At 64.7% G+C, this 18,058-nt stretch carries 17 protein-coding genes and 2 pseudogenes; 12 read left to right on the plus strand and 7 right to left on the minus strand.

Translation table 11 applies throughout. The features are described from left to right. Positions 1-34: 34 nt before the first annotated feature. A complete protein-coding gene (locus AC0LPE_RS03450; RefSeq protein WP_064064571.1) occupies positions 35-433 on the minus strand; it encodes a hypothetical protein in 399 nt (132 codons plus the stop codon). Between the two features lie 74 nt (positions 434-507). Further along, a complete protein-coding gene (locus AC0LPE_RS03455) occupies positions 508-1,941 on the minus strand; it encodes an MDR family MFS transporter (protein WP_301845807.1) in 1,434 nt (477 codons plus the stop codon). Between the two features lie 105 nt (positions 1,942-2,046). Between AC0LPE_RS03455 and AC0LPE_RS03460 the strand changes: the two genes are divergently transcribed. After that, a complete protein-coding gene (locus AC0LPE_RS03460) occupies positions 2,047-2,934 on the plus strand; it encodes a phosphoribosylaminoimidazolesuccinocarboxamide synthase (RefSeq protein WP_229567036.1) in 888 nt (295 codons plus the stop codon). A 6-nt stretch (positions 2,935-2,940) separates the two neighbouring features. Further along, a complete protein-coding gene (locus AC0LPE_RS03465) occupies positions 2,941-5,088 on the plus strand; it encodes a S9 family peptidase (RefSeq protein ID WP_490605605.1) in 2,148 nt (715 codons plus the stop codon). 150 nt (positions 5,089-5,238) lie between these two features. On the opposite strand, the gene AC0LPE_RS03470 is transcribed toward AC0LPE_RS03465, so the two are convergent. Then, the gene (locus AC0LPE_RS03470) at positions 5,239-5,871 is read right to left on the minus strand and encodes an LppP/LprE family lipoprotein (protein ID WP_490605606.1); all 633 of its coding nucleotides are present in this window, start codon (positions 5,869-5,871) and stop codon (positions 5,239-5,241) included. Between the two features lie 117 nt (positions 5,872-5,988). Next, positions 5,989-6,165 (minus strand): annotated as a pseudogene (locus tag AC0LPE_RS03475) (response regulator); the annotation flags it as partial. 502 nt (positions 6,166-6,667) lie between these two features. Here AC0LPE_RS03475 and AC0LPE_RS03480 point away from each other — a divergent pair. Next, the gene (locus AC0LPE_RS03480) at positions 6,668-7,303 is read left to right on the plus strand and encodes an AAA family ATPase (RefSeq protein ID WP_490605607.1); all 636 of its coding nucleotides are present in this window, start codon (positions 6,668-6,670) and stop codon (positions 7,301-7,303) included. Positions 7,304-7,385: 82 nt separating this feature from the next. Here AC0LPE_RS03480 and AC0LPE_RS03485 read toward each other — a convergent pair whose 3' ends face one another. Beyond that, on the minus strand, positions 7,386-8,399 hold the full coding sequence (locus AC0LPE_RS03485; protein WP_490605608.1) for a DUF3658 domain-containing protein: 1,014 nt from the start codon (positions 8,397-8,399) through the stop codon (positions 7,386-7,388). Here AC0LPE_RS03485 and AC0LPE_RS03490 point away from each other — a divergent pair. The 3 genes from AC0LPE_RS03490 (at position 8,353) to AC0LPE_RS03500 (ending at position 10,812) form a co-directional block, all read left to right on the plus strand. Continuing rightward, on the plus strand, positions 8,353-9,795 hold the full coding sequence (locus AC0LPE_RS03490) for an LGFP repeat-containing protein (protein WP_490605609.1): 1,443 nt from the start codon (positions 8,353-8,355) through the stop codon (positions 9,793-9,795). The two genes, AC0LPE_RS03485 and AC0LPE_RS03490, sit on opposite strands and share 47 nt — an antisense overlap. 199 nt (positions 9,796-9,994) lie before the next feature. Further along, on the plus strand, positions 9,995-10,486 hold the full coding sequence (locus AC0LPE_RS03495; protein WP_490605610.1) for a hypothetical protein: 492 nt from the start codon (positions 9,995-9,997) through the stop codon (positions 10,484-10,486). A 23-nt stretch (positions 10,487-10,509) separates the two neighbouring features. After that, complete coding sequence (locus AC0LPE_RS03500; RefSeq protein ID WP_490605611.1) at positions 10,510-10,812, plus strand: hypothetical protein; 303 nt, start codon at positions 10,510-10,512, stop codon at positions 10,810-10,812. Between the two features lie 162 nt (positions 10,813-10,974). On the opposite strand, the gene AC0LPE_RS03505 is transcribed toward AC0LPE_RS03500, so the two are convergent. Beyond that, on the minus strand, positions 10,975-11,895 hold the full coding sequence (locus tag AC0LPE_RS03505) for an aminoglycoside phosphotransferase family protein (protein ID WP_490605612.1): 921 nt from the start codon (positions 11,893-11,895) through the stop codon (positions 10,975-10,977). A 159-nt stretch (positions 11,896-12,054) separates the two neighbouring features. On the opposite strand from AC0LPE_RS03505, the pseudogene pip reads away from it, so the two are divergent. The 6 genes and pseudogenes from pip to bluB form a co-directional block, all read left to right on the plus strand. After that, positions 12,055-12,897: pseudogene (pip, locus tag AC0LPE_RS03510) on the plus strand (prolyl aminopeptidase); the annotation flags it as partial. A 42-nt stretch (positions 12,898-12,939) separates the two neighbouring features. Continuing rightward, entirely contained in the window at positions 12,940-13,563 is a 624-nt protein-coding gene (locus AC0LPE_RS03515) for an IclR family transcriptional regulator (protein ID WP_490606305.1), read from the plus strand. A gap of 85 nt (positions 13,564-13,648) precedes the next feature. After that, positions 13,649-14,170 (plus strand): SRPBCC family protein, encoded by a 522-nt coding sequence (locus tag AC0LPE_RS03520; protein WP_490605613.1) that lies wholly within the window; start codon positions 13,649-13,651, stop codon positions 14,168-14,170. Continuing rightward, on the plus strand, positions 14,167-14,592 hold the full coding sequence (locus AC0LPE_RS03525) for a DUF1801 domain-containing protein (protein WP_193903094.1): 426 nt from the start codon (positions 14,167-14,169) through the stop codon (positions 14,590-14,592). The genes AC0LPE_RS03520 and AC0LPE_RS03525 overlap by 4 nt, the downstream gene beginning before the upstream one ends. A 47-nt stretch (positions 14,593-14,639) precedes the next feature. Continuing rightward, positions 14,640-15,134 (plus strand): glutathione peroxidase, encoded by a 495-nt coding sequence (locus AC0LPE_RS03530; RefSeq protein WP_490605614.1) that lies wholly within the window; start codon positions 14,640-14,642, stop codon positions 15,132-15,134. A gap of 5 nt (positions 15,135-15,139) precedes the next feature. Continuing rightward, entirely contained in the window at positions 15,140-15,799 is a 660-nt protein-coding gene (bluB, locus tag AC0LPE_RS03535) for a 5,6-dimethylbenzimidazole synthase (protein WP_129977186.1), read from the plus strand. A gap of 52 nt (positions 15,800-15,851) precedes the next feature. On the opposite strand, the gene AC0LPE_RS03540 is transcribed toward bluB, so the two are convergent. Beyond that, positions 15,852-17,978 carry an oxidoreductase gene (locus tag AC0LPE_RS03540; RefSeq protein WP_490605615.1) on the minus strand — a complete coding sequence of 709 codons (2,127 nt, stop codon included), beginning with the start codon at positions 17,976-17,978 and terminating at the stop codon, positions 15,852-15,854. Between the last annotated feature and the right edge of the window lie 80 nt (positions 17,979-18,058).

The raw sequence follows: 18,058 nt of genomic DNA on the forward strand, positions 1-18,058 counted from the left end.
GGTGGGGCCGGGTGAACCCGGCCTCACCTTCGTGTCATGCCCGTCCGTCGCGCGCCCACGCCTCCACGGCCGAATACCCTTCGCTGACGCCCTGGGTGTAGGCGACGAGCGCGCCGTACAACCGGGATCCCTCGGTGGCGAGCTCGATGGTGCCCACCCAGTCGGCAGCGCGTGCCATGACGTGCGCGGAGATGTCCTGCCGGTCGCGGGTCGCGGACGACACGATCCGGAACGCCTCGTCGGCGATCCGGAAGGTCTCGGCGACACCGCGCCAGAAGTACTCCGCGTCCATGGCAGAGCGCAGCGACTCGTAATCCGTCGTGTCCTGCATCGCCGTGGCGTGTGCCAGTCGCTGCAGAGCATGCTCCGCAGCCCCGACGGGGAAGTACGTCACGTCGTCGATGGTGTCCTTGCCGCCGCTTGTCGTTCTCACCGCAGAGATGGTGCCCGATCTCGAGCGAATACGAAACAGCGCGTAGGTAACGGTATAGGCACGCGGCGTGTCGCCTACCCGGCCGCCGCCGGACGGTTCGGGATCAGGCACACGCACGACACGAGCAGGGCGGCGCAGACCAGAACGGCGACGAACACCGGCGCCACGGACGCCGCCAACTGCGCCGCGTCGGGAGCCCCCGCGGTGGTCTCGTCGGTCGCCGCACCACCGAGGGCCGCATTGGCGAGCGCACCGAACACCGCCACTCCGACCGCGCTGCCGATCGCGCGGGCGAAGGCGTTCGCGCCCGTGACGACGCCCCGCTCGGACCACTCGACGCTCGACTGCGCCGCGATCAGCGACGGGCTGGCGATCAACCCCATCCCGAGACCCACGAGCACGCAGCAGACCGCGACCTGCCAGGGAGCCGAATCCTTCCCGACCTGCGTCAGCAGTGCCGCACCGCAGAGCAGCGGCACCGCACCCACCAGGCCGGTGTTGCGGAAACCGATCCGCAGGTAGAACCGGCCCGACTGCGACGCGGCGATCGGCCAGCCGATCGTCATCGTCGCCAGCGTGAAGCCCGCGACGAGCGCCGTGGTCCCCAGTGCTCCCTGCACGAACGACGGAACGTACGAGGTCAGGCCCAGCACGACCGCGCCCACCAGACACGACACGGCGCTGGTGGTGACGAGCACCCGCCGGGTGAACAGGCGGATCGGCAGGATCGGCTCGGCCGCGCGGGACTCGATCCACACGAACACCGCGATCAGCGTCGCGCCCGCGGCGAAGATGCCGATGCTCGTCGCCGACGTCCACGCCCACGACTGGCCGCCCTCGAGCAGCCCGAGGATCAACAGGGCGGCGCCCGCCGCGAGGGTCGCCGCGCCGGCCCAGTCCACCCGCGGTCGTGGTCCGGCCGGTTTCTCCTCGCGGAAGTTGCGGACGAGCACCCACGCCGCGAGGGCGCACAACGGCAGGTTGACCCAGAAGATCCACCGCCACGACAGGAAGTCGGCGAAGATGCCTCCCACGGCCGGGCCGACCACCGCCGACATGCCCCACACGCTGGCCAGATAGCCCTGCGCCTTGGCCCGCTCGGCGACCGTGTAGATGTCCCCGGCGATCGTCTGCGCCATCGGCAGCACGGCACCGGCGCCGAGTCCCTGCACCGCGCGGAACGCGATCAGCGCCGGCATGCTCCACGCCAGCGCGCACAGCACCGAGCCCGCCGCGAACACCCCGATCCCGAACAACAGGAGCGGAGTGCGGCCGAAGACGTCGGAGAGTTTGCCGTAGACCGGGACGAGCACCGCCTGCGTGAGCAGGTAGGCGGAGAACAACCACGGGAACTGGGTGAAGCCGCCCAGGTCCGCGACGATCGTCGGGACCGCGGTGGCCAGGATCGTGCTCTCGAGCGCCACGAGGGAGGTGGCGAGCATCAGAGCGATGAGGATCGGGCCCCGCTCGGACCTGAACCCGACGTCCACCCGCGACGATGCGGCCATGCCACTCCTGTTCTCGCTCGCGTCGCTGCTCCGTCGTGCTGTGACCGAGTGGGATATCCGCCACGGGTTGCGGTACGCCCACTCGATGAGCACTAGGGTGTCAGCGTGCGTCCTTCACTCGAGTCCTACCAACACCTCGCCGGCGGCAAGGTGCGTGATCTGTACGTGATCGACGACGAGCACCTGCTCCTCGTCGCCAGTGACCGGATCTCGGCCTACGATCACGTGCTCGAGACCCCGATCCCCGACAAGGGGCGGGTCCTCACTGCGATGAGCGTGTTCTTCTTCAAGCTGCTCGACGCCACCAACAACCATCTCGCGGGAGAACCCGACGACGAGCGTATCCCCGAGGAGGTCCTCGGCCGCGCACTCGTGGTCAAGCGCCTCGAGATGGTGCCCGTCGAGTGCGTCGCCCGCGGTTTCCTCACCGGCTCCGGCCTGATCGACTACCAGGCCACGGGCTCCGTGTGCGGTGTCGCTCTGCCCGAGGGTCTCGTCGAGGCCAGCAAGCTGCCCGAGCCGATCTTCACCCCGGCCAGCAAGGCCGCGCTCGGCGACCACGACGAGAACATCTCGTTCGACGATGTCGTCGAGAAGGTCGGCCTGAACCTGGCGATGAAGCTGCGCCAGGACACGCTCGACATCTACGACCGCGCCGCCATGTACGCCTCCGAACGCGGCATCCTGCTCGCCGACACCAAGTTCGAGTTCGGTCTCGACAAGGCCGGCAATCTGGTGCTCGCCGACGAGGTCCTCACTCCGGATTCGTCCCGCTACTGGGACGCGAACGAGTACGAGGAGGGCAAGGTGCAGCCCAGCTTCGACAAGCAGATTGTCCGGAACTGGCTCACCGGACCCGAATCGGGCTGGGACCGCGCCTCCGACACCCCGCCCCCGCCGCTGCCGCAGCACGTCGTCGACAAGACGCGTGCCCGCTACATCGAGGCGTACGAACGTATTTCGGGAATGTCCTTCGACGATTGGATCGGCTGACCGCATATGACCTCCTCGAAGATCACTCCGCCGGTCGCGAAGAAGGTGCCGCTCGAGCGCACCCACCACGGGCACACCTTCGTCGACGACTACGAATGGCTGCGCGACAAGAACGACCCCGAGGTCGTCGCGTACCTGGAGGCGGAGAACTCGTACACCGAGGCGCAGACGGAGCATCTCGCTCCGCTGCGTGAGGCGATCTTCGAGGAGATCAGGTCGCGCACCCAGGAGACCGACATGTCGGTCCCCACCCGGATGGGCGACTGGTGGTACTACGCCCGCACCGTCGAGGGCAAGCAGTACGCGATCCAGTGCCGGTGCCCGATCACCGACGCCGACGACTGGACGCCGCCGAACATCACACCGGGTGTCGAACTTCCCGGCGAGCAGGTGCTCCTCGACGGCAACGTCGAGGCCGAAGGGCACGAGTTCTTCTCGTTCGGAGCGTTCTCGATCAGCCACGACGGCACGCTGCTCGCGTACTCGACCGACGTCGTGGGCGACGAGCGCTACACCCTGCGCATCAAGGACCTCACCACCGGTGAGATGCGGTCGGACGAGATCCCCGGCACCGCACCGGGAGCGACGTGGGCGCTCGACCACAGCCACGTCTTCTACCAGACGGTCGACGAGTCGTGGCGGCCCGACACCGTCTGGCGGCACAAGCTCGGCACCTCCGTCGACGAGGACGTGAAGGTCTTCCACGAACCCGACGAGCGGTACTGGGTGTCGATCGGGTCGACCCGCAGCGAGAAGTACCTCATGATCTGGGTCGGCTCGAAGATCACCACCGAGGGGTGGGTGCTCGAATCCGAGAACCCCACAGGCGAATTCCGCGTGATCCTGCCGCGTCGCGAAGGTGTCGAGTACGGCGGCGAGCACGCCGTGATCGCCGGTGAGGACCGCTTCCTCATCCTGCACAACGACGTCGACCCCGAGACGGGGGAGAAGGCCGAGAACTTCGTCCTCGCCGAGGCTCCCGTCGACGACCCGTCCGCGCTGCGCACCCTGATCGAGCACCGGCACGACGTGCGCCTCGAGGACGTCGACGCGTTCGAGGGACACCTCGTGCTCGGCTACCGCCGCGAGGCCCTCACGCGACTCGCGGTGTGGCCGTTGACCGACGAGGGCTACGGCAAGCTCACCGAACTCGAGTTCGACGAGGAACTCTTCGCCGTCGGACCGGGCGCGAACCCCGAGTGGACCCAGCCCACACTGCGTCTGGGCTACACGTCGTTCATCACCCCGAGCCGGGTCTACGACTACACGGTGAGCACCGGCGAGCTGAAGCTGCTCAAGTCGCAGCCCGTGCTCGGCGAGTTCGACCCGACGCTCTACGAGCAGCGCCGCGAGTGGGCGACGGCCGAGGACGGCACGAAGATCCCGCTGTCGATCGTTGCGCGCAAGGGCACCCCCGAGAACGCCCCCACCCTGCTGTACGGCTACGGCTCGTACGAGGCCAGCATCGACCCGGCCTTCTCCGTCGCACGCCTGTCGCTGCTCGACCGGGGCATGGTCTTCGCGGTCGCGCACGTGCGCGGCGGCGGCGAGATGGGCCGGCACTGGTACGAGAACGGCAAGTCGCTGACGAAGAAGAACACCTTCACCGACTTCGTGGCGTGCGCGCGGCACCTGATCGACACCGGCGTCACGAGCCCGGAGAAGCTCGTCGCCGACGGCGGCAGTGCCGGTGGCCTGCTCATGGGTGCGGTCGCGAACATCGCACCCGAGCTGTTCGCGGGCATCCTCGCGAACGTCCCGTTCGTCGACCCGCTCACCTCGATCCTCGATCCGTCCCTGCCGCTCACAGTGATCGAATGGGACGAGTGGGGCAACCCGCTCGAGAACCCCGAGGTGTACGAGTACATGCGCTCGTACAGCCCCTACGAGAACGTCGAGGCCAAGGACTACCCGGCGATCCTCGCGATCACCAGCATCAACGACACCCGCGTGCTCTACGTCGAACCCGCCAAGTGGGTCGCCAAGCTGCGCGCGACGAAGACCGGCGATGCCCCCTTGCTGCTCAAGACGGAGATGAGCGCGGGGCACGGCGGTGTGTCGGGGCGCTACGAGAAGTGGCGCGAGGTCGCGTTCGAATTCGCGTGGGTGCTCGAGACGTCCGGTGCCTACCGCGCGGAGGCTTCCGCGCAGTAGCCTGCACGTTCCGTTGTCGGCAGCGGCGCCGGCATCGGCTCGTCCGCAAGCACTACCTGCCGTGAGCGGTTCGTATCAGCTCGCCTTTTCGTCGTCCGCCGCAGCAATTGCCGTGGCGGATAGTCGAACTCGTAGCGGATGGAAACAGGATCAGTTGTAGGAGTCGAGCATCTCCTGCGGCAGCGGGTCGAGCATGACGATCTGCGAGCCGTCCCAGGTGTACCGCACGGTCGCGGGGCCGCCCTCGGGGCAGCAGAACGGCTCGTCACCGGCGATCCAGCGGTACTCCGCCGTGACGGTGCCGTCGGAGGCGTCGACCACCGAGGTGTACGCGTACGGCTCCGACGTCGCAGTGCCCAGATAGCTGCCGTCGGCGAAGAACAGCACGTGCTCGGGGGAGGACGCACTGTTCCCACCCACCGCGACCAGCCACATCAGCGACGGGCAGTCGCCGACGACGGCGTCGGTGGAGTCCTCGATCTGCCACGCGAACCCGTCGTCGCTCAGACCCGCGAGCGCGTCCGCGACGGGAGCCGACGCCGGGTCGAGACACAGCCCGTTGCCTTCGAACGCCGACGCCTCCAGCGTGGGCTCGACCGGCGCGGGAATCTCTGTCGACTCGGCGGGCACCGGTGCAGGTCGTGCCGTGTTCGCGCCCGTGGCCGGCGCAGTCTCGCTTGTGGAGGTCGTCGTGGGGACGGCCGTCGTGTCGTCGTTCCCGCATCCCGCGAGCAACGTCGTTGCGACGACGGGGATCAGGAGCGCGGTCGGATGGAATCTCACGTGTGTGCCTCCTCGGTGGAGTCGGGCAGGTGATCACCCGGTACGTCGCGACCCGCCGACGCCCCCGTTAACGGAGTTATCGCATCGTTGTCGCCTCGTCATCGGATACACGACCGCTCACCTGCGCAGTTCGTACCGGACCTGGGGTCGGCCGGCGCGGCCGTACTCGGTGAGACGGGTCGCGGCTCCGTCGTCGGCGAGTCGTTCGAGATAACGCCATGCCGTGACGCGTGAGACCCCCACGGCCGATCCGACTTCCGCGGCGGTGCGCGGGCCGTCGGCGTCGTGGAGCGATCTGCCGTGCGCGCTCGACGAGGGAGAGACCGGTGGTGGTGACGGGGGGTTCGGCGTAGGTGGTCATCGGAGTGCTCCTTGGTACGAGAGTGGGCGAAGAGGTATCGGGGTCAGCGTGGCCTTCGCGGGGGGTACCGCGACCGCTGTGGCCACGGCGCCACCATCATCGCCACCGGCGGTCACTTCCGAGATTCAGCTCAGTGACTCCCCCACCCGCGTCTTCGGCTCCCTGAATGAGTGCAGATCCTTCATCAACCCGGCTATAATGTTCTGCGCTCCGTATTACGGCGGCACGTACGGGGCCTGGTACATCGGGGAAACTCCTCCGGAAATTTGGGCTCGGTAACTCTTCGGGGGCAGATTGGATAAGGGATCGGCGGGTATGGATAAATTTCGGCAGGTGTCGGAGAAGTCTCGCTTCATTCGGCACTTTCGAATCGACAACCATCCCGATTCCGATTCTTATCCATTCTGTCTACCGGTCGTAAGGAACTTACACGAGATGGGGGGCTTGCCTTTACGCAGCGGGTTGACCTTCCTGGTGGGTGAAAATGGCACCGGGAAGTCAACTCTGCTGGAAGCTCTGGCAGTGGCTGCGGGAATGAACGCCGAGGGTGGGAGTCAAAACTATCGATTTGCAACACGATCGAGCGAATCTTCTCTATCGCAATATCTCAGTCTTGTTTGGGGTACCGAAAAGCCACGCAGTCGTTTTTTTCTGCGAGCTGAGACCTACTACAATGTAGCCACCGAGACGGAGCGGCTGGGCGTCGATCAGATAGCCGCCCTCGGAGGAGTGTCTCCCCATGCGCGTTCGCATGGGGAATCATTTGTGGATCTAATGAAACACAGATTCCACGCGGATGGTCTCTATTTCATGGACGAACCTGAGGCTGCACTGTCTCCTCAGGCTTGTCTAGCGGTGATCGCGAGGCTGACCGAACTCGTTGAGTATCAACATTGCCAATTTGTAGTTGCGACTCATTCCCCGATTCTTTTAGCGGTTCCCGGAGCTCAGATTTGGGAAATTCGCGACGACGGAAGCATTGTGGATACTTCCTACGAAGATGCGTCGCCGGTTCGTCTGACCAAGGACTTTCTCTCCGATCCTGATCGGTACCTACGTCACCTAATCTAGGATATAACTATCGTTTAGGGTAGGCCTATCGTTCAAGGGGTGCTGGCTCCCTGAAAGCCAGCGTAAAGGTTGTGAGGCTGACTCATTCGGCTGCGCGGGATATGAGACACGATTCCATGGTGCTGGGATTGCCATCGGCTGTCATTTTTCCTTCAGATATCAATGCGATCAATCGTTCCATCAAAACATAATCAGCGACCGGTCCTGACGGTGTCCTACTCATCGCTTCAGCAATTACTCGACTCATCGGTGTCGGTAGCGTCGGAGTATGCTGAAGCAATATCTCATCGAAGTAATTTTCCGGCACTGATGCCAAGGTGGGGCCAATCAGTACCCGAAACGGCGCGTTTTCATTCTGCAGCTTTCTCCACTGTGTGACCAGCTCGCTGGAGCGCTGGTCGTCGACGGGTGTGTGAGTTCCGACGAGCGACTCCAATTCTGAGGGATTCGTGGAGGAGACGCTCCTATAGTCGTTAATTTCGGTAACGTCGATGAAAGACCACGGCCGACCTTGGGCGGCGCTCGCGAAATACAGCATGGCGCACAATTCTTCAGCGGATCTTCTACCAAACCACAAAATCGTCGGGGTATTTATGTCGATGAATCGTGGGTCCCACCGCCCGTAAGCTGGTGTCCAAACCGTAGGCCGACTCGCGGTGACATAACTGACCAGCCAGCCCGACGCGTGACGGCGCAGCGACTGCGTGTCGGCGAAGAGCCGCTGCTGGAATTCCTCGTCGAAGGTATAGCTGGGGATACCGCAGCCGATCGAGACGACACCGGCCGTTCCCACCACGACACAGTCCACACCGGCAACAACGTCCCCGGACCTGGTGCCGCTCGACACCCCGGCCGAAACCACCGCGGTTGATCCGTGCGCGGTACCGACCATCACACCCCCGGTCACCACCACGACGACTCCGCCGCCCACCACCACGACGACCACTACCCCGGTGGTCCCGGCAGAGTGCGTGAGCACCCCGGCGGTACCCGAACCGGTCACCCCGACCCCGGCATCGGAGACGGTCCCGGAACCGGCCGCACCGCCGGTGACAGCCGCACCACAGGCCGAACCCGCCGCGCCGGTCGAGAACACCCTCGAACCGCTACCGGCGAAGATGATCCCGGCCGCACCGGCCACCGATCAGCCGATCACCCCGGATGACCCGGAATTGTCGTCCAAGACCGCCGAACCCGACCTCGACTGGGCACCGACGGAGAACCCGAACGCCACCCTCGTACCGGGGCAGATGCGCTCCGATCGAGAAGAGATCCCGGCACCGTTCACCAAGGAAGACGCCGATAAGGCCGAAATGGGCGAAGCGCGCCTGCGGTCCTCGCGGAGCCTCATGGCATCGGGTTGCCAGTACTACTGGCCCTCACCGTTCCAGGTGTGCGACGACATCCGCGACAAGTACAACTCACTCGGCGGGCCGGCGAGCTTCCTGTCGTACCCGACCAGTGGAAACATCGTCAATCCCGACGGTACCGGTCAACGCGTCACCTTCCTCAACGGCCCGATCTATTGGCACCCGAGCACCGGCGCCCATCCGGTGGTCAACAGCTTCCTTAACCGCTGGGGCATCCACAGCTACGAGGCTGGCTGGCTCGGCTACCCCATTACCGACGAGATCGTCCACGCCGACGCGGTCGGACGTCGTCAGGAATTCCAGCACGGCGCGATCTACGTCGCGTTCGTCAACGCCATCGGCTCCACCATCCCGAATGGTCCAATCCGCGACAAATGGAACACTGTCGGTGCTGAAACTCCCGGTAGCCTGCTTGGATACCCGATCCAGGACCAGATTCCGCTCCCGGACGGTCAAGGCCAGATGGACCGCTTCGAACGCGGAGTCATCTACTGGCACCCGATATTTGGTGCACGGCCGGTAACAGGACCAACGCTCAACTACTGGGCATCAACTGGGTACGAGCAGGGACCGATAGGATATCCCATTGACGATGAATACACCGACGCATCAGGACTACCAGTTCAAGACTTTCAAAACACTTACCTTGAGATTGAAACGATCACCGGCGGAGACCCCGAAGGGCCTGATCCTCGTTATACGTGGTACTACCCAGGTGATACATGGGTAAGTAGCAATTCTGTGGGTCACCGAACTGGAGGGAGGCCATCTGAGGCAGTCGGTGGTATACATAGATTCAATTGGTCTTTCCAGCTGAGCGACGGAATGCAGTACAAAGGCCGATTTGGACTAAACACTCGGATGGGTTGCCAAACGGAGAGTTACCGCGAAGGGAACAAACAAGCATGGTACAATGACACATCGCACGGAAATATAGAAATTTGGTATCACCTCCACGGCAGTGTTCCCAATAATGTCGACGGCGACGAATATTGGGTTTCAGGCTGGTGCGCCTTCTCTAACAATTTCTCCCGTCCGCGCGGAGACGGAACCATTCGTATGGGAACGACACTCGTAGACTTCGAGTTTCCATACATTTTCTTGACGCGTTCCGAGAATTAGCCGAGTATTCTCCCGGTGCGAGTCTGAGGTCGAAGCGTTGGTACATGCAGGAGGCTGCATGTACCAACGCTTCTCCATCTCGCATCCGCTGTGCGGCGCAGAGTGATTCCCGATCCTTCTGCTGACAACGTCGAAGCAATTTCTAAATAATCGCCTTCAAGGTTGGCATTTTTTTGATAAAGGCATCTATAATAAATATGTGAATAGTGAGTATGTTGGGATATGGAATCTGTCACCAATCTCAGCTGAGGTGGTGACCAGTGAGGGTCTCGATGACATGGCACCAGTAAATCTGGTTTCTGGTTGCAGAGCCGTGGGCCGAGACCTCCTTTGTCGCAGGGAGGGGCGAAAATTAGACCTTGAAAACTACTCCTGGAGGGTGGCGCTGCTGGGATCTGGGTACTGTCACCTGTCTCTACACCCCGGAAAGCGAGAAAAGCCCCGAGATAAGAAGGTATCCAGGGAATTTGGTGGAGTTGGGTTCGGTGGATTGCACATAGATCAGGAAATGTATGAGCTGCTGTACCTGATTGCGGAAGGTGTTCAAGATAATCTGGCAGGGTATAGCGCTGTCCAATGGCCGATAAACGAACAGGGCATACTTTTTCCAAAAGTTATTGAAAAGCAGGCAATGTGGGTCCGTTCAAGTACGGGCGAGATATTTTGCCCTATAGGGAGTCTATGTGAATGAGTTTTTAACTCAGGTGATTGGAGGTGGGTGACCTGAAGGGTCTAATGGTTGCATTTGTGGTAGCTGGACTATTAATCGGCACTGTTGCGGGTCTCGTGGTGTGGAATATTCCGGTTGAAGTCCAATTGGAACTGGTTTCGGAATCTGGTTCTATAAAGAACTTTCCCATTTTGGGCCATGATGATTTAGCGGGTGCATTAGGGATTAATCCGTTTTTCTTGGTTGCGGCTTTTAGTTTGGGTGGGGTTGTGCTGGCTGCAACGGCTGGGCTAGTGCTCATTCTGCTCGGATACAGGCTCGATCGCCGAGTTCCTGGTGGCGGTTAGTGAAATTTCCTCAAATAAGTAAATAATACGACTCCTTAATCGTATGGTTTGGGTTCCGAATCGGATGCGTGGGGTTGCCTGCCTCCGCTGCCCAGTCACGCGTGCCAGTCAATCAGCTACTGAAGTCGTGCTGTTTGACGATCGTCGAACAGAACACTGCAGTCAGCGCCGGGTTACTTCGCCCGATGTCAGGACGCGGTCGAGCGTCGCCCGGCCCAAGGGACCCCATGTCGGTTTGCCGCCAGGAAGGCCCTGTTCCCCGTTCTGGCCCATCAGGATGAGGAAGAGGCTTTTCAGGGCAGCCAGCCCGCGGGCGCGCCGGATCGTCGCGTCGTCCACCTGCGCGTATCCCTCGAAGAACCGTGAGGACCTGCCCGCGGGGAGGAGTAGCCATGCGGCTGCGAGGTCCCAGGCTGGGTCGCCGGCGAACATGTCCCCGAAGTCGATCACGCCCGAGAGCGTCCCGTCCGTGACGACGACATTCGCGGGATGGAGGTCACCGTGCAGCCATACCGGCGGCCCACCCCACTCGGGAGCTGCAACCGCGTCGCTCCAGACTTCCCGGATTCTCCCGGCGTCGACGGCAAGCTTTTCGGGGGCAATGGATTCCATGTACTTCTCGAAACCGTCCGTGCACTCCCTGGGGTGAGCGCCGCGGTCCGAACTGGTCGGTGCCTCGGCGGGCGCCTCCACGTGGAGGGCCGTGAGGAAGCCGGCCAGAATGTCGGCCGCGTGGTCGCCGCGAGTGATCGAGGTGCCGTCCAGTGGTTGCCCGGGGATCCACGTCATGATGGTCCAAGGCTTCGGGAAGCGGGCGGACGGTTCGCCCACCCGCACAGGGGTCGGAACCTGGAGAGGCAGGCGCGGGGCTAGGACGGGAAGCCACCGGCACTCCTTGCGCTGGAGATCCGGCGCGCGTTTGGTGCGAGGTATGCGCACGGCCAACTCGTCGCCGATGCGCCACATATGGTTGTCCCAGCCGCCCGGCACCTCGCGGATAGCCAGCCCAGCAAGGTCGGGGTGCTGGTCCTGGAGAAGTTCGCGGACCACATCTGCGGTCATCTCGATTTCGGGGCTGGTCATACCAAGCCACGGTACGCGCGCCGTTCGCCAGTCTTTTGGTTCCCGTCGTCCATAGATACCCAGGCGGTACTGGTGAGACGTGTGCTGTTTGACGACCGTCAAACAGCACACCGCTCGCGGGGGTTCGGTTAGTGCGCGTGCCGTGACAGACTCGCGGGAATGGACCTGTTCCCAGCGATCGAACCGTACGACTCGGGATTCCTGCCAGTAGCTGACGGCAACTCGGTGTACTGGGAGAGCGTCGGCAGTCCGGCGGGTCTTCCGATCGTCTACCTCCATGGCGGCCCGGGAGCCGGTTGCACCGTGGGCATGCGCAGATACTTCGACCCGAGTCTGTTTCGTGCCGTGCTGTTCGATCAGCGTGGTTGCGGGCGCAGTAGACCCCGCGTCGACGATCCAGCTATCGACCTCTCCACGAACACCACCGGCAATCTCATCGCCGACATCGAGAGTCTTCGTGACCACCTCGGCATCGACAGATGGGTCGTCGCCGGAGTGTCCTGGGACGTATCTCTCGGATTGGCCTACGCGCAAACGCATCCCGAGCGGGTGATCGGGATGGCCTTGGGTGCGATCACCTCAGGTAGCCGCAGGGAAGTCGAGTGGATCACCCGCGACATGCGTCGCATCTTTCCGCGCGAGTGGGAGCGGTTCGTCGAACCGGTGCCAGAAGGTGAGCGAGACGGAAATCTGGCAGCTGCCTACGCACGCCTGCTCGCCCATCCCGATGCCGCTGTCCGCGAAAACGCGGCGTTGCGCTGGTGCGAATGGGAAGACACCCACATCTCGCTGGCTCCCGGATGGACGCCCTCCCGTAGGTACCAAGATCCCGTTTTTCGGATGGTGTTCGCGCGCCTGGTCACCCACTACTGGGGCAACGACTGTTTCCTGGCCGAGAACCAACTGTTCGACGGCATGCACCGGCTCGCCGGAATCCCCGCAATTCTCGTCCACGGCCGGTACGACGTGTCCGGCCCGCTCGACACAGCGTGGGAAATCTCCACGTCATCCCGCAACGGCAACCAGTACCGGCTCGGCATCAAGATGTTCGAGCTGGGCAACCACTTCGTCCACAGCCGCCCGACCGGGCTCAAGGAGGTCGCCGCACCCCTGCTCGGCGACCTGTTCCTGCACGTCGGGGCCACCGTGGGACTGTCCGTCCTCGAATCGTGGGACGTCATCCTCATCGACCAGATCACGAGTTCGCGCAGCCGGATCGTCACGCCCGTCGTCGGAGGCCGGGCCCCGGCTCTGAGCACCGCTTCGGGCAAGGCCCTCGTCGCCTTCCTCGACACCGAGAACCGTGAGAGGGCGGTCGCCCACCACGTCCGGCAGGAGCCGTCCTCGAGCCGTACCGTCCGGCACGCGGGCCGGTTGCGTTCGCAGCTCGCCGAGGTGCGCGAGAACGGTCATTCGTGGGCGTGCGACGAATTCAGCATGGGGATGAGCGCGGTCGCCTCGCCGGTGCTCGTCAACGGCCGGCCGATCGCCGCGGTGAGCGTCTCGGCGGCGACGGGCCGGTTCGACAGGGCGAAGGCCGCAGCAGCGGTCCTGCGCACCTCCCGACTGATCGCCACGCAGTTCATCCGGGCCCGCGAGCTCGCGCAGGACTACAGCACCTCGGAGCTGCAGTGGGACATCGAGGACGAGTTCGACCGGGTCTCCTGATCGCACCCTCCCGTCGGAGGGATGCGGCATAGTTCGGGGAAGAAGCCACGCAACGCTCTTCAACCGCACAACTTCGGGAGTCGCTGTGAAGAACCGAGCTCGATTCGTCGATGTCGAAGGCCGTCCCGCGATCCGCTTCGAGCGGGAGTACCCGTATCCGCAGGAACGCCTGTGGAGCGCGGTGACCGACCCGGCCGAACTCTCCCGATGGTTCCCCGCCACCGTCGACCTCGAACTCCGTGAAGGTGGCACGGTCACCTTCACCGACGATCCCGACGCCGAGCCCACGAAGGGCACGATCCTGGCGTGCGAGCCACGCGGCAGCCTGTCCTTCACATGGGAGGGCGACGAACTGGGGTTCACGCTGAACTCGACGCCGCAGGGCTGCCTGTTCGTCTTCGTCAACGTCCTCGGCGACCGGGAGACCGCCGCGATGGTCGCCGCGGGCTGGACGGTCTGCCTCGACGAGTTCGACGCCCTGCTGGCAGGCGAACCGCCGTCGCAGGAGACCGACTCGGAGGCCTGGCGGCCGGTCTACGAGTCCTACATCGCAGAGGGGTTCCCGGCAGGCGCTCCCGTGCCGGGGCAAGGAGGGGAGACCTCATGAGTGAGTCCGAGAAGGGCACCGGGCCCAAGCTGTTGTCGGGTGGCAATCCGCAGATCCCGAAGGGGATGGGCAGGGAACCGGTCGAGGCGTACATCGCCGCGATGCCCGAGTGGAAACACGACATCGGCCGACGCCTCGACGAGCTGATCCTCGAGGAGGTCCCCGGCGTCCACAACGCCGTGAAGTGGAATCAGCCGCTCTACGGCACCGCCGACGACAGCTGGTTCCTCACGTTCCGCTGCTTCACGAACTACGTGCAGCTGAGTTTCTTCAGGGGAAGTTCACTCGACCCGCTGCCCGAGAAGGGGTCGAAGCATCCCGAGATGCGCTATCACGACATCCGCCGGCTCGAGGACCTCGACGAGGACAAGGTCCGGAAGTGGGTGAGGCAGGCCGCCGAGCTGCCGGGGGAGAAGATGTAGCACGCCGATGTTCGGGGGAGTGATCGGGCACACGATAGTTTGGAAGCATGACCACGCCTCTCCAGGACATCCCGATCAACACCCTCTCGGGTGAACCCACGAATCTCGGCGCGTACGAGGGCCACGCGGTTCTCGTCGTGAACGTCGCGTCCAAGTGCGGGCTGACCCCGCAGTACACGGCACTCGAGAAGCTCGCGCAGGAATACCGCGACCGCGGACTGTTCGTCGTAGGCGTGCCGTGCAACCAGTTCATGGGGCAGGAACCCGGCACGCCGGAGGAGATCCAGGAGTTCTGCTCCACGACCTACGGGGTGACCTTCCCGTTGCTCGAGAAGATCGAGGTCAACGGCGAGAACCGCCATCCGCTCTATGCCGAGCTCACGAAGCACGCGGACGCCTCCGGGGAAGCCGGCGACATCCAGTGGAACTTCGAGAAGTTCCTCATCGCCCCCGACGGCACGGTCGCCGGGCGCTTCCGTCCCCGCACGGAACCCGATGCGCCGGAGATCCTCGACGCCCTCGAAGAGATCCTTCCGGCCTGATCGACGTGCTCGGGACCGAAGCGCGTGAGGCGCTCTACGACATCATCCGCATGCGCCGCGACGTGCGCGCAGAGTTCGCCGGTGAGCAGATCGCCGAGGACGTGCTCTGGCGTGTCCTGGCCGCGGCGCACCATGCACCCAGCGTCGGCAACACCCAGCCCTGGGACTTCGTCGTCGTCCAGGACGAACAGCGTCTGAAGGAGTTCGCCGGGCACGTCGCCGGTTGCCGGCAGGCGTTCGCCGACTCGCTTCCCGAGGACCGGAAGAGCACCTTCGACCCCATCAAGATCGAAGGCATCACCGAGTCCCGCACCGGCATCGTCGTGACCTACGACCCCGAACGCGGCGGCAAGCACATCCTCGGCCGGCACACCGTCGACGAGTCCGGTCTCTTCTCGGCCGTCCTGGCGATCCAGAATCTGTGGCTCGCCGCGACCGCCGAGGGCCTCGGCGTGGGCTGGGTGTCGTTCTACGAGGAGGAATTCCTCGCCGACTTCGTCGGAGTGAGCGCGCCCGCGCGTCCCATCGCGTGGCTGTGCGTCGGGCCGGTCACCCGGCTCCAGGAGGTGCCCGACCTCGAACGGTTCGGCTGGCGCAAGGGTCGCCCGCTCGAAGAGGCGGTGCACCGCGACAGGTTCGTGGGACCGGATAACCAGAAATCCTGACCCGACGGGTGACGGCCGGCTCGTGGGTGCACGAGCCGGCCGTCACCCGCTCTCACAGCTCGGTCGCGACCTTCCACGCACTGTGGACGGCGCCCTCGATGTAGTCGACCCGACCGGCGTCCCCGACGACCCGGACGTCGACGCCCGAGCCGGCCAGCTCCTCGGCGAGCGGTGCCGCCGCCGACACCCCGGACGCGACGACGACCATCCGGGCACGTACCGACTTCGTCTCGCCGCCGACGGTGAACTCCACCGTCTCCCGCGTGATGCGCTCGACAGTCGCGTTGCGGTGCACCTCGAGACCCACCTCACGCGCGTGCTTGACGGCGGTCCACCGGCGCGGCATCGCCATCGGCACCCCGAGCTGCTGCCCCTCGGCGAGCAGGGTCACCCGGCTGCCGCGTTCGGCCATGAACTCGGCCAGTTCGAGGCCGACGAGCGACCCGCCGATCACGACGACGTCCTTCGCCATCGGCAGGAAACGCAGGAACCGCCGGCTCAGATCACGGATCCTCCGGGGGCTCGTGGTGATACCCGCGAGCTTGCCCAATCGGCCCATCATCCGCAGCAGGGGCGACTGGCCGGAGACGTCGCCCGCGCCCGTCATGAGCGCACGCATGCTGTCGCCTGTGTGCACGTGCGGCAGGTCCCCGCCCGGCACGGTGGGACGCTCCCGCACGGCGCCCGTCGCGACGACCACCACGTCCGGATTCAGGGCACGGATCGATGAGGCGGAGGCCTCGGTGCCGAGCCGCACGTCGATGCCGAGGCGGGCGACCTCGGCCGTCAGCCATTTCAGCAGCCGTTCGTTGTCGGGGGTGGTGAGGGTCGAGAACCACAGGGTCCCGCCGAGCCGGTCGGTCTTGTCGAGGACGGTGACGCGGTGTCCTCGCTCGGTGGCGACGCGCGCCGTCTCGAGGCCACCGGGCCCGGCACCCACCACGACGACGTGCTTCGGCGTCGCGCTGCGGACGAACGGCACGAGCGTCTCGTTGCCGAGCGCCGGATTGACCGCGCAGATCGGCGTGGCGTCCCAGAAGTTCTCCTGCACGCACACATAGCAGTTGATGCACGGGCGGATCTGCTCGCTGCGTCCCTGCTTCAGCTTGGCGACGACAGCGGGATCGGCCAGCAGCTGACGGCCCATCGCGACGAAATCGGTGACGCCCTCGGCGATCATCTGCTCGCCGACCTCCGGCAGCATGCGGCCGACGGTGATGACCGGAACGGACACCGCACGTTTGACGACCGCCGCGTTGTGGGTGTAGTAGCCGACCTTGTCCGGCAGCGGACCATCGGTGAAGTTCGCGAACGCGTTCAGTGCGGTGCCCGTGATGTGGATGGCGTCGGCCCCGGCCTGTTCGAACAATGCGGCGGCAGCGGCGGATTCCTCGACGGTGAGACCGTCCGTCTCCCCGTATTCCTGCCCTGCGAGGCGCACGATGACGGCGAGACGATCGCCGACCGCTGCCTTGACCGCGCGGATCACCTCGCAGGTCAGCCGGGCCCGGTTCTCCAGCGACCCGCCGTACTCGTCGGTGCGCTGGTTCGTGTAGCGGCTGAGGAAGGCACCGAGGACGTAGTTGTGCGCGGCGTGGATCTCCACGGCGTCCGCTCCGGCGGCCGCGACCCGGCCGGCGGCCTCGGCGAACATCCGGACGAGCCACTCGATGTCGCTCTCCGTGGCCTCGTTGTAGCGGGCCTGCTTGCCGCCCTGGATGGTGGCCATGCGCTGCAGCTCCTCAGGAGTGCAATCGGCCATGGCGCTCATGTCGCTCGGTGGCTTCGGGATGCTCGGCACGAGCTGCGGCCGGTCCTGCAGGGTGTCGATGCGCGCGACCTTGCCGTGGTGCACCATCTGCACGCACAGTTTGCTGCCGGCCTCGTGAACCGCATCGGCCAGAGCGCGGAGACCGGGGATGAAACGGTCCTCGGACAGGCCGGGTTCCTTGGTGCTGGCGCACCCGGCCGGATAGGCGACCGCGCAGCAGCCGGTGACGATCAGGCCGGTACCCCCGGCCGCGCGGGCGACGAAATGATCGATGTCACCCTGCTCGATCTCACCGTCCTCGCAGAGGTTCATGTCCATGGCGGGCATCACCACCCGGTTGTCGAGGGTGATGGGTCCGATGGTGCCGGGCGAGAGGAGGCGGGTATAGGTCTGATTCGGGACTGCCACGCCCGGACGTTATGTCCGGTCGATTGTGTCCGTCGACACAGTCCCGATCAGCGGGATGGGAGCCGGTACGACCGGGTTTT

It is taken from the genome of Rhodococcus sp. S3, from assembly GCF_058211795.1.

Bases quoted from the DNA above. Each gene is read 5' to 3' on its own strand.
- AC0LPE_RS03530 (WP_490605614.1), top strand. From the start codon at position 14,640: ATGACCACGCCTCTCCAGGACATCCCGATCAACACCCTCTCGGGTGAA.
- AC0LPE_RS03480 (WP_490605607.1), top strand. From the start codon at position 6,668: ATGGGGGGCTTGCCTTTACGCAGCGGGTTGACCTTCCTGGTGGGTGAA.
- AC0LPE_RS03465 (WP_490605605.1), top strand. From the start codon at position 2,941: ATGACCTCCTCGAAGATCACTCCGCCGGTCGCGAAGAAGGTGCCGCTC.
- AC0LPE_RS03455 (WP_301845807.1), bottom strand. From the start codon at position 1,941: ATGGCCGCATCGTCGCGGGTGGACGTCGGGTTCAGGTCCGAGCGGGGC.
- AC0LPE_RS03505 (WP_490605612.1), bottom strand. From the start codon at position 11,895: ATGACCAGCCCCGAAATCGAGATGACCGCAGATGTGGTCCGCGAACTT.
- AC0LPE_RS03525 (WP_193903094.1), top strand. From the start codon at position 14,167: ATGAGTGAGTCCGAGAAGGGCACCGGGCCCAAGCTGTTGTCGGGTGGC.
- AC0LPE_RS03515 (WP_490606305.1), top strand. From the start codon at position 12,940: ATGTTCGAGCTGGGCAACCACTTCGTCCACAGCCGCCCGACCGGGCTC.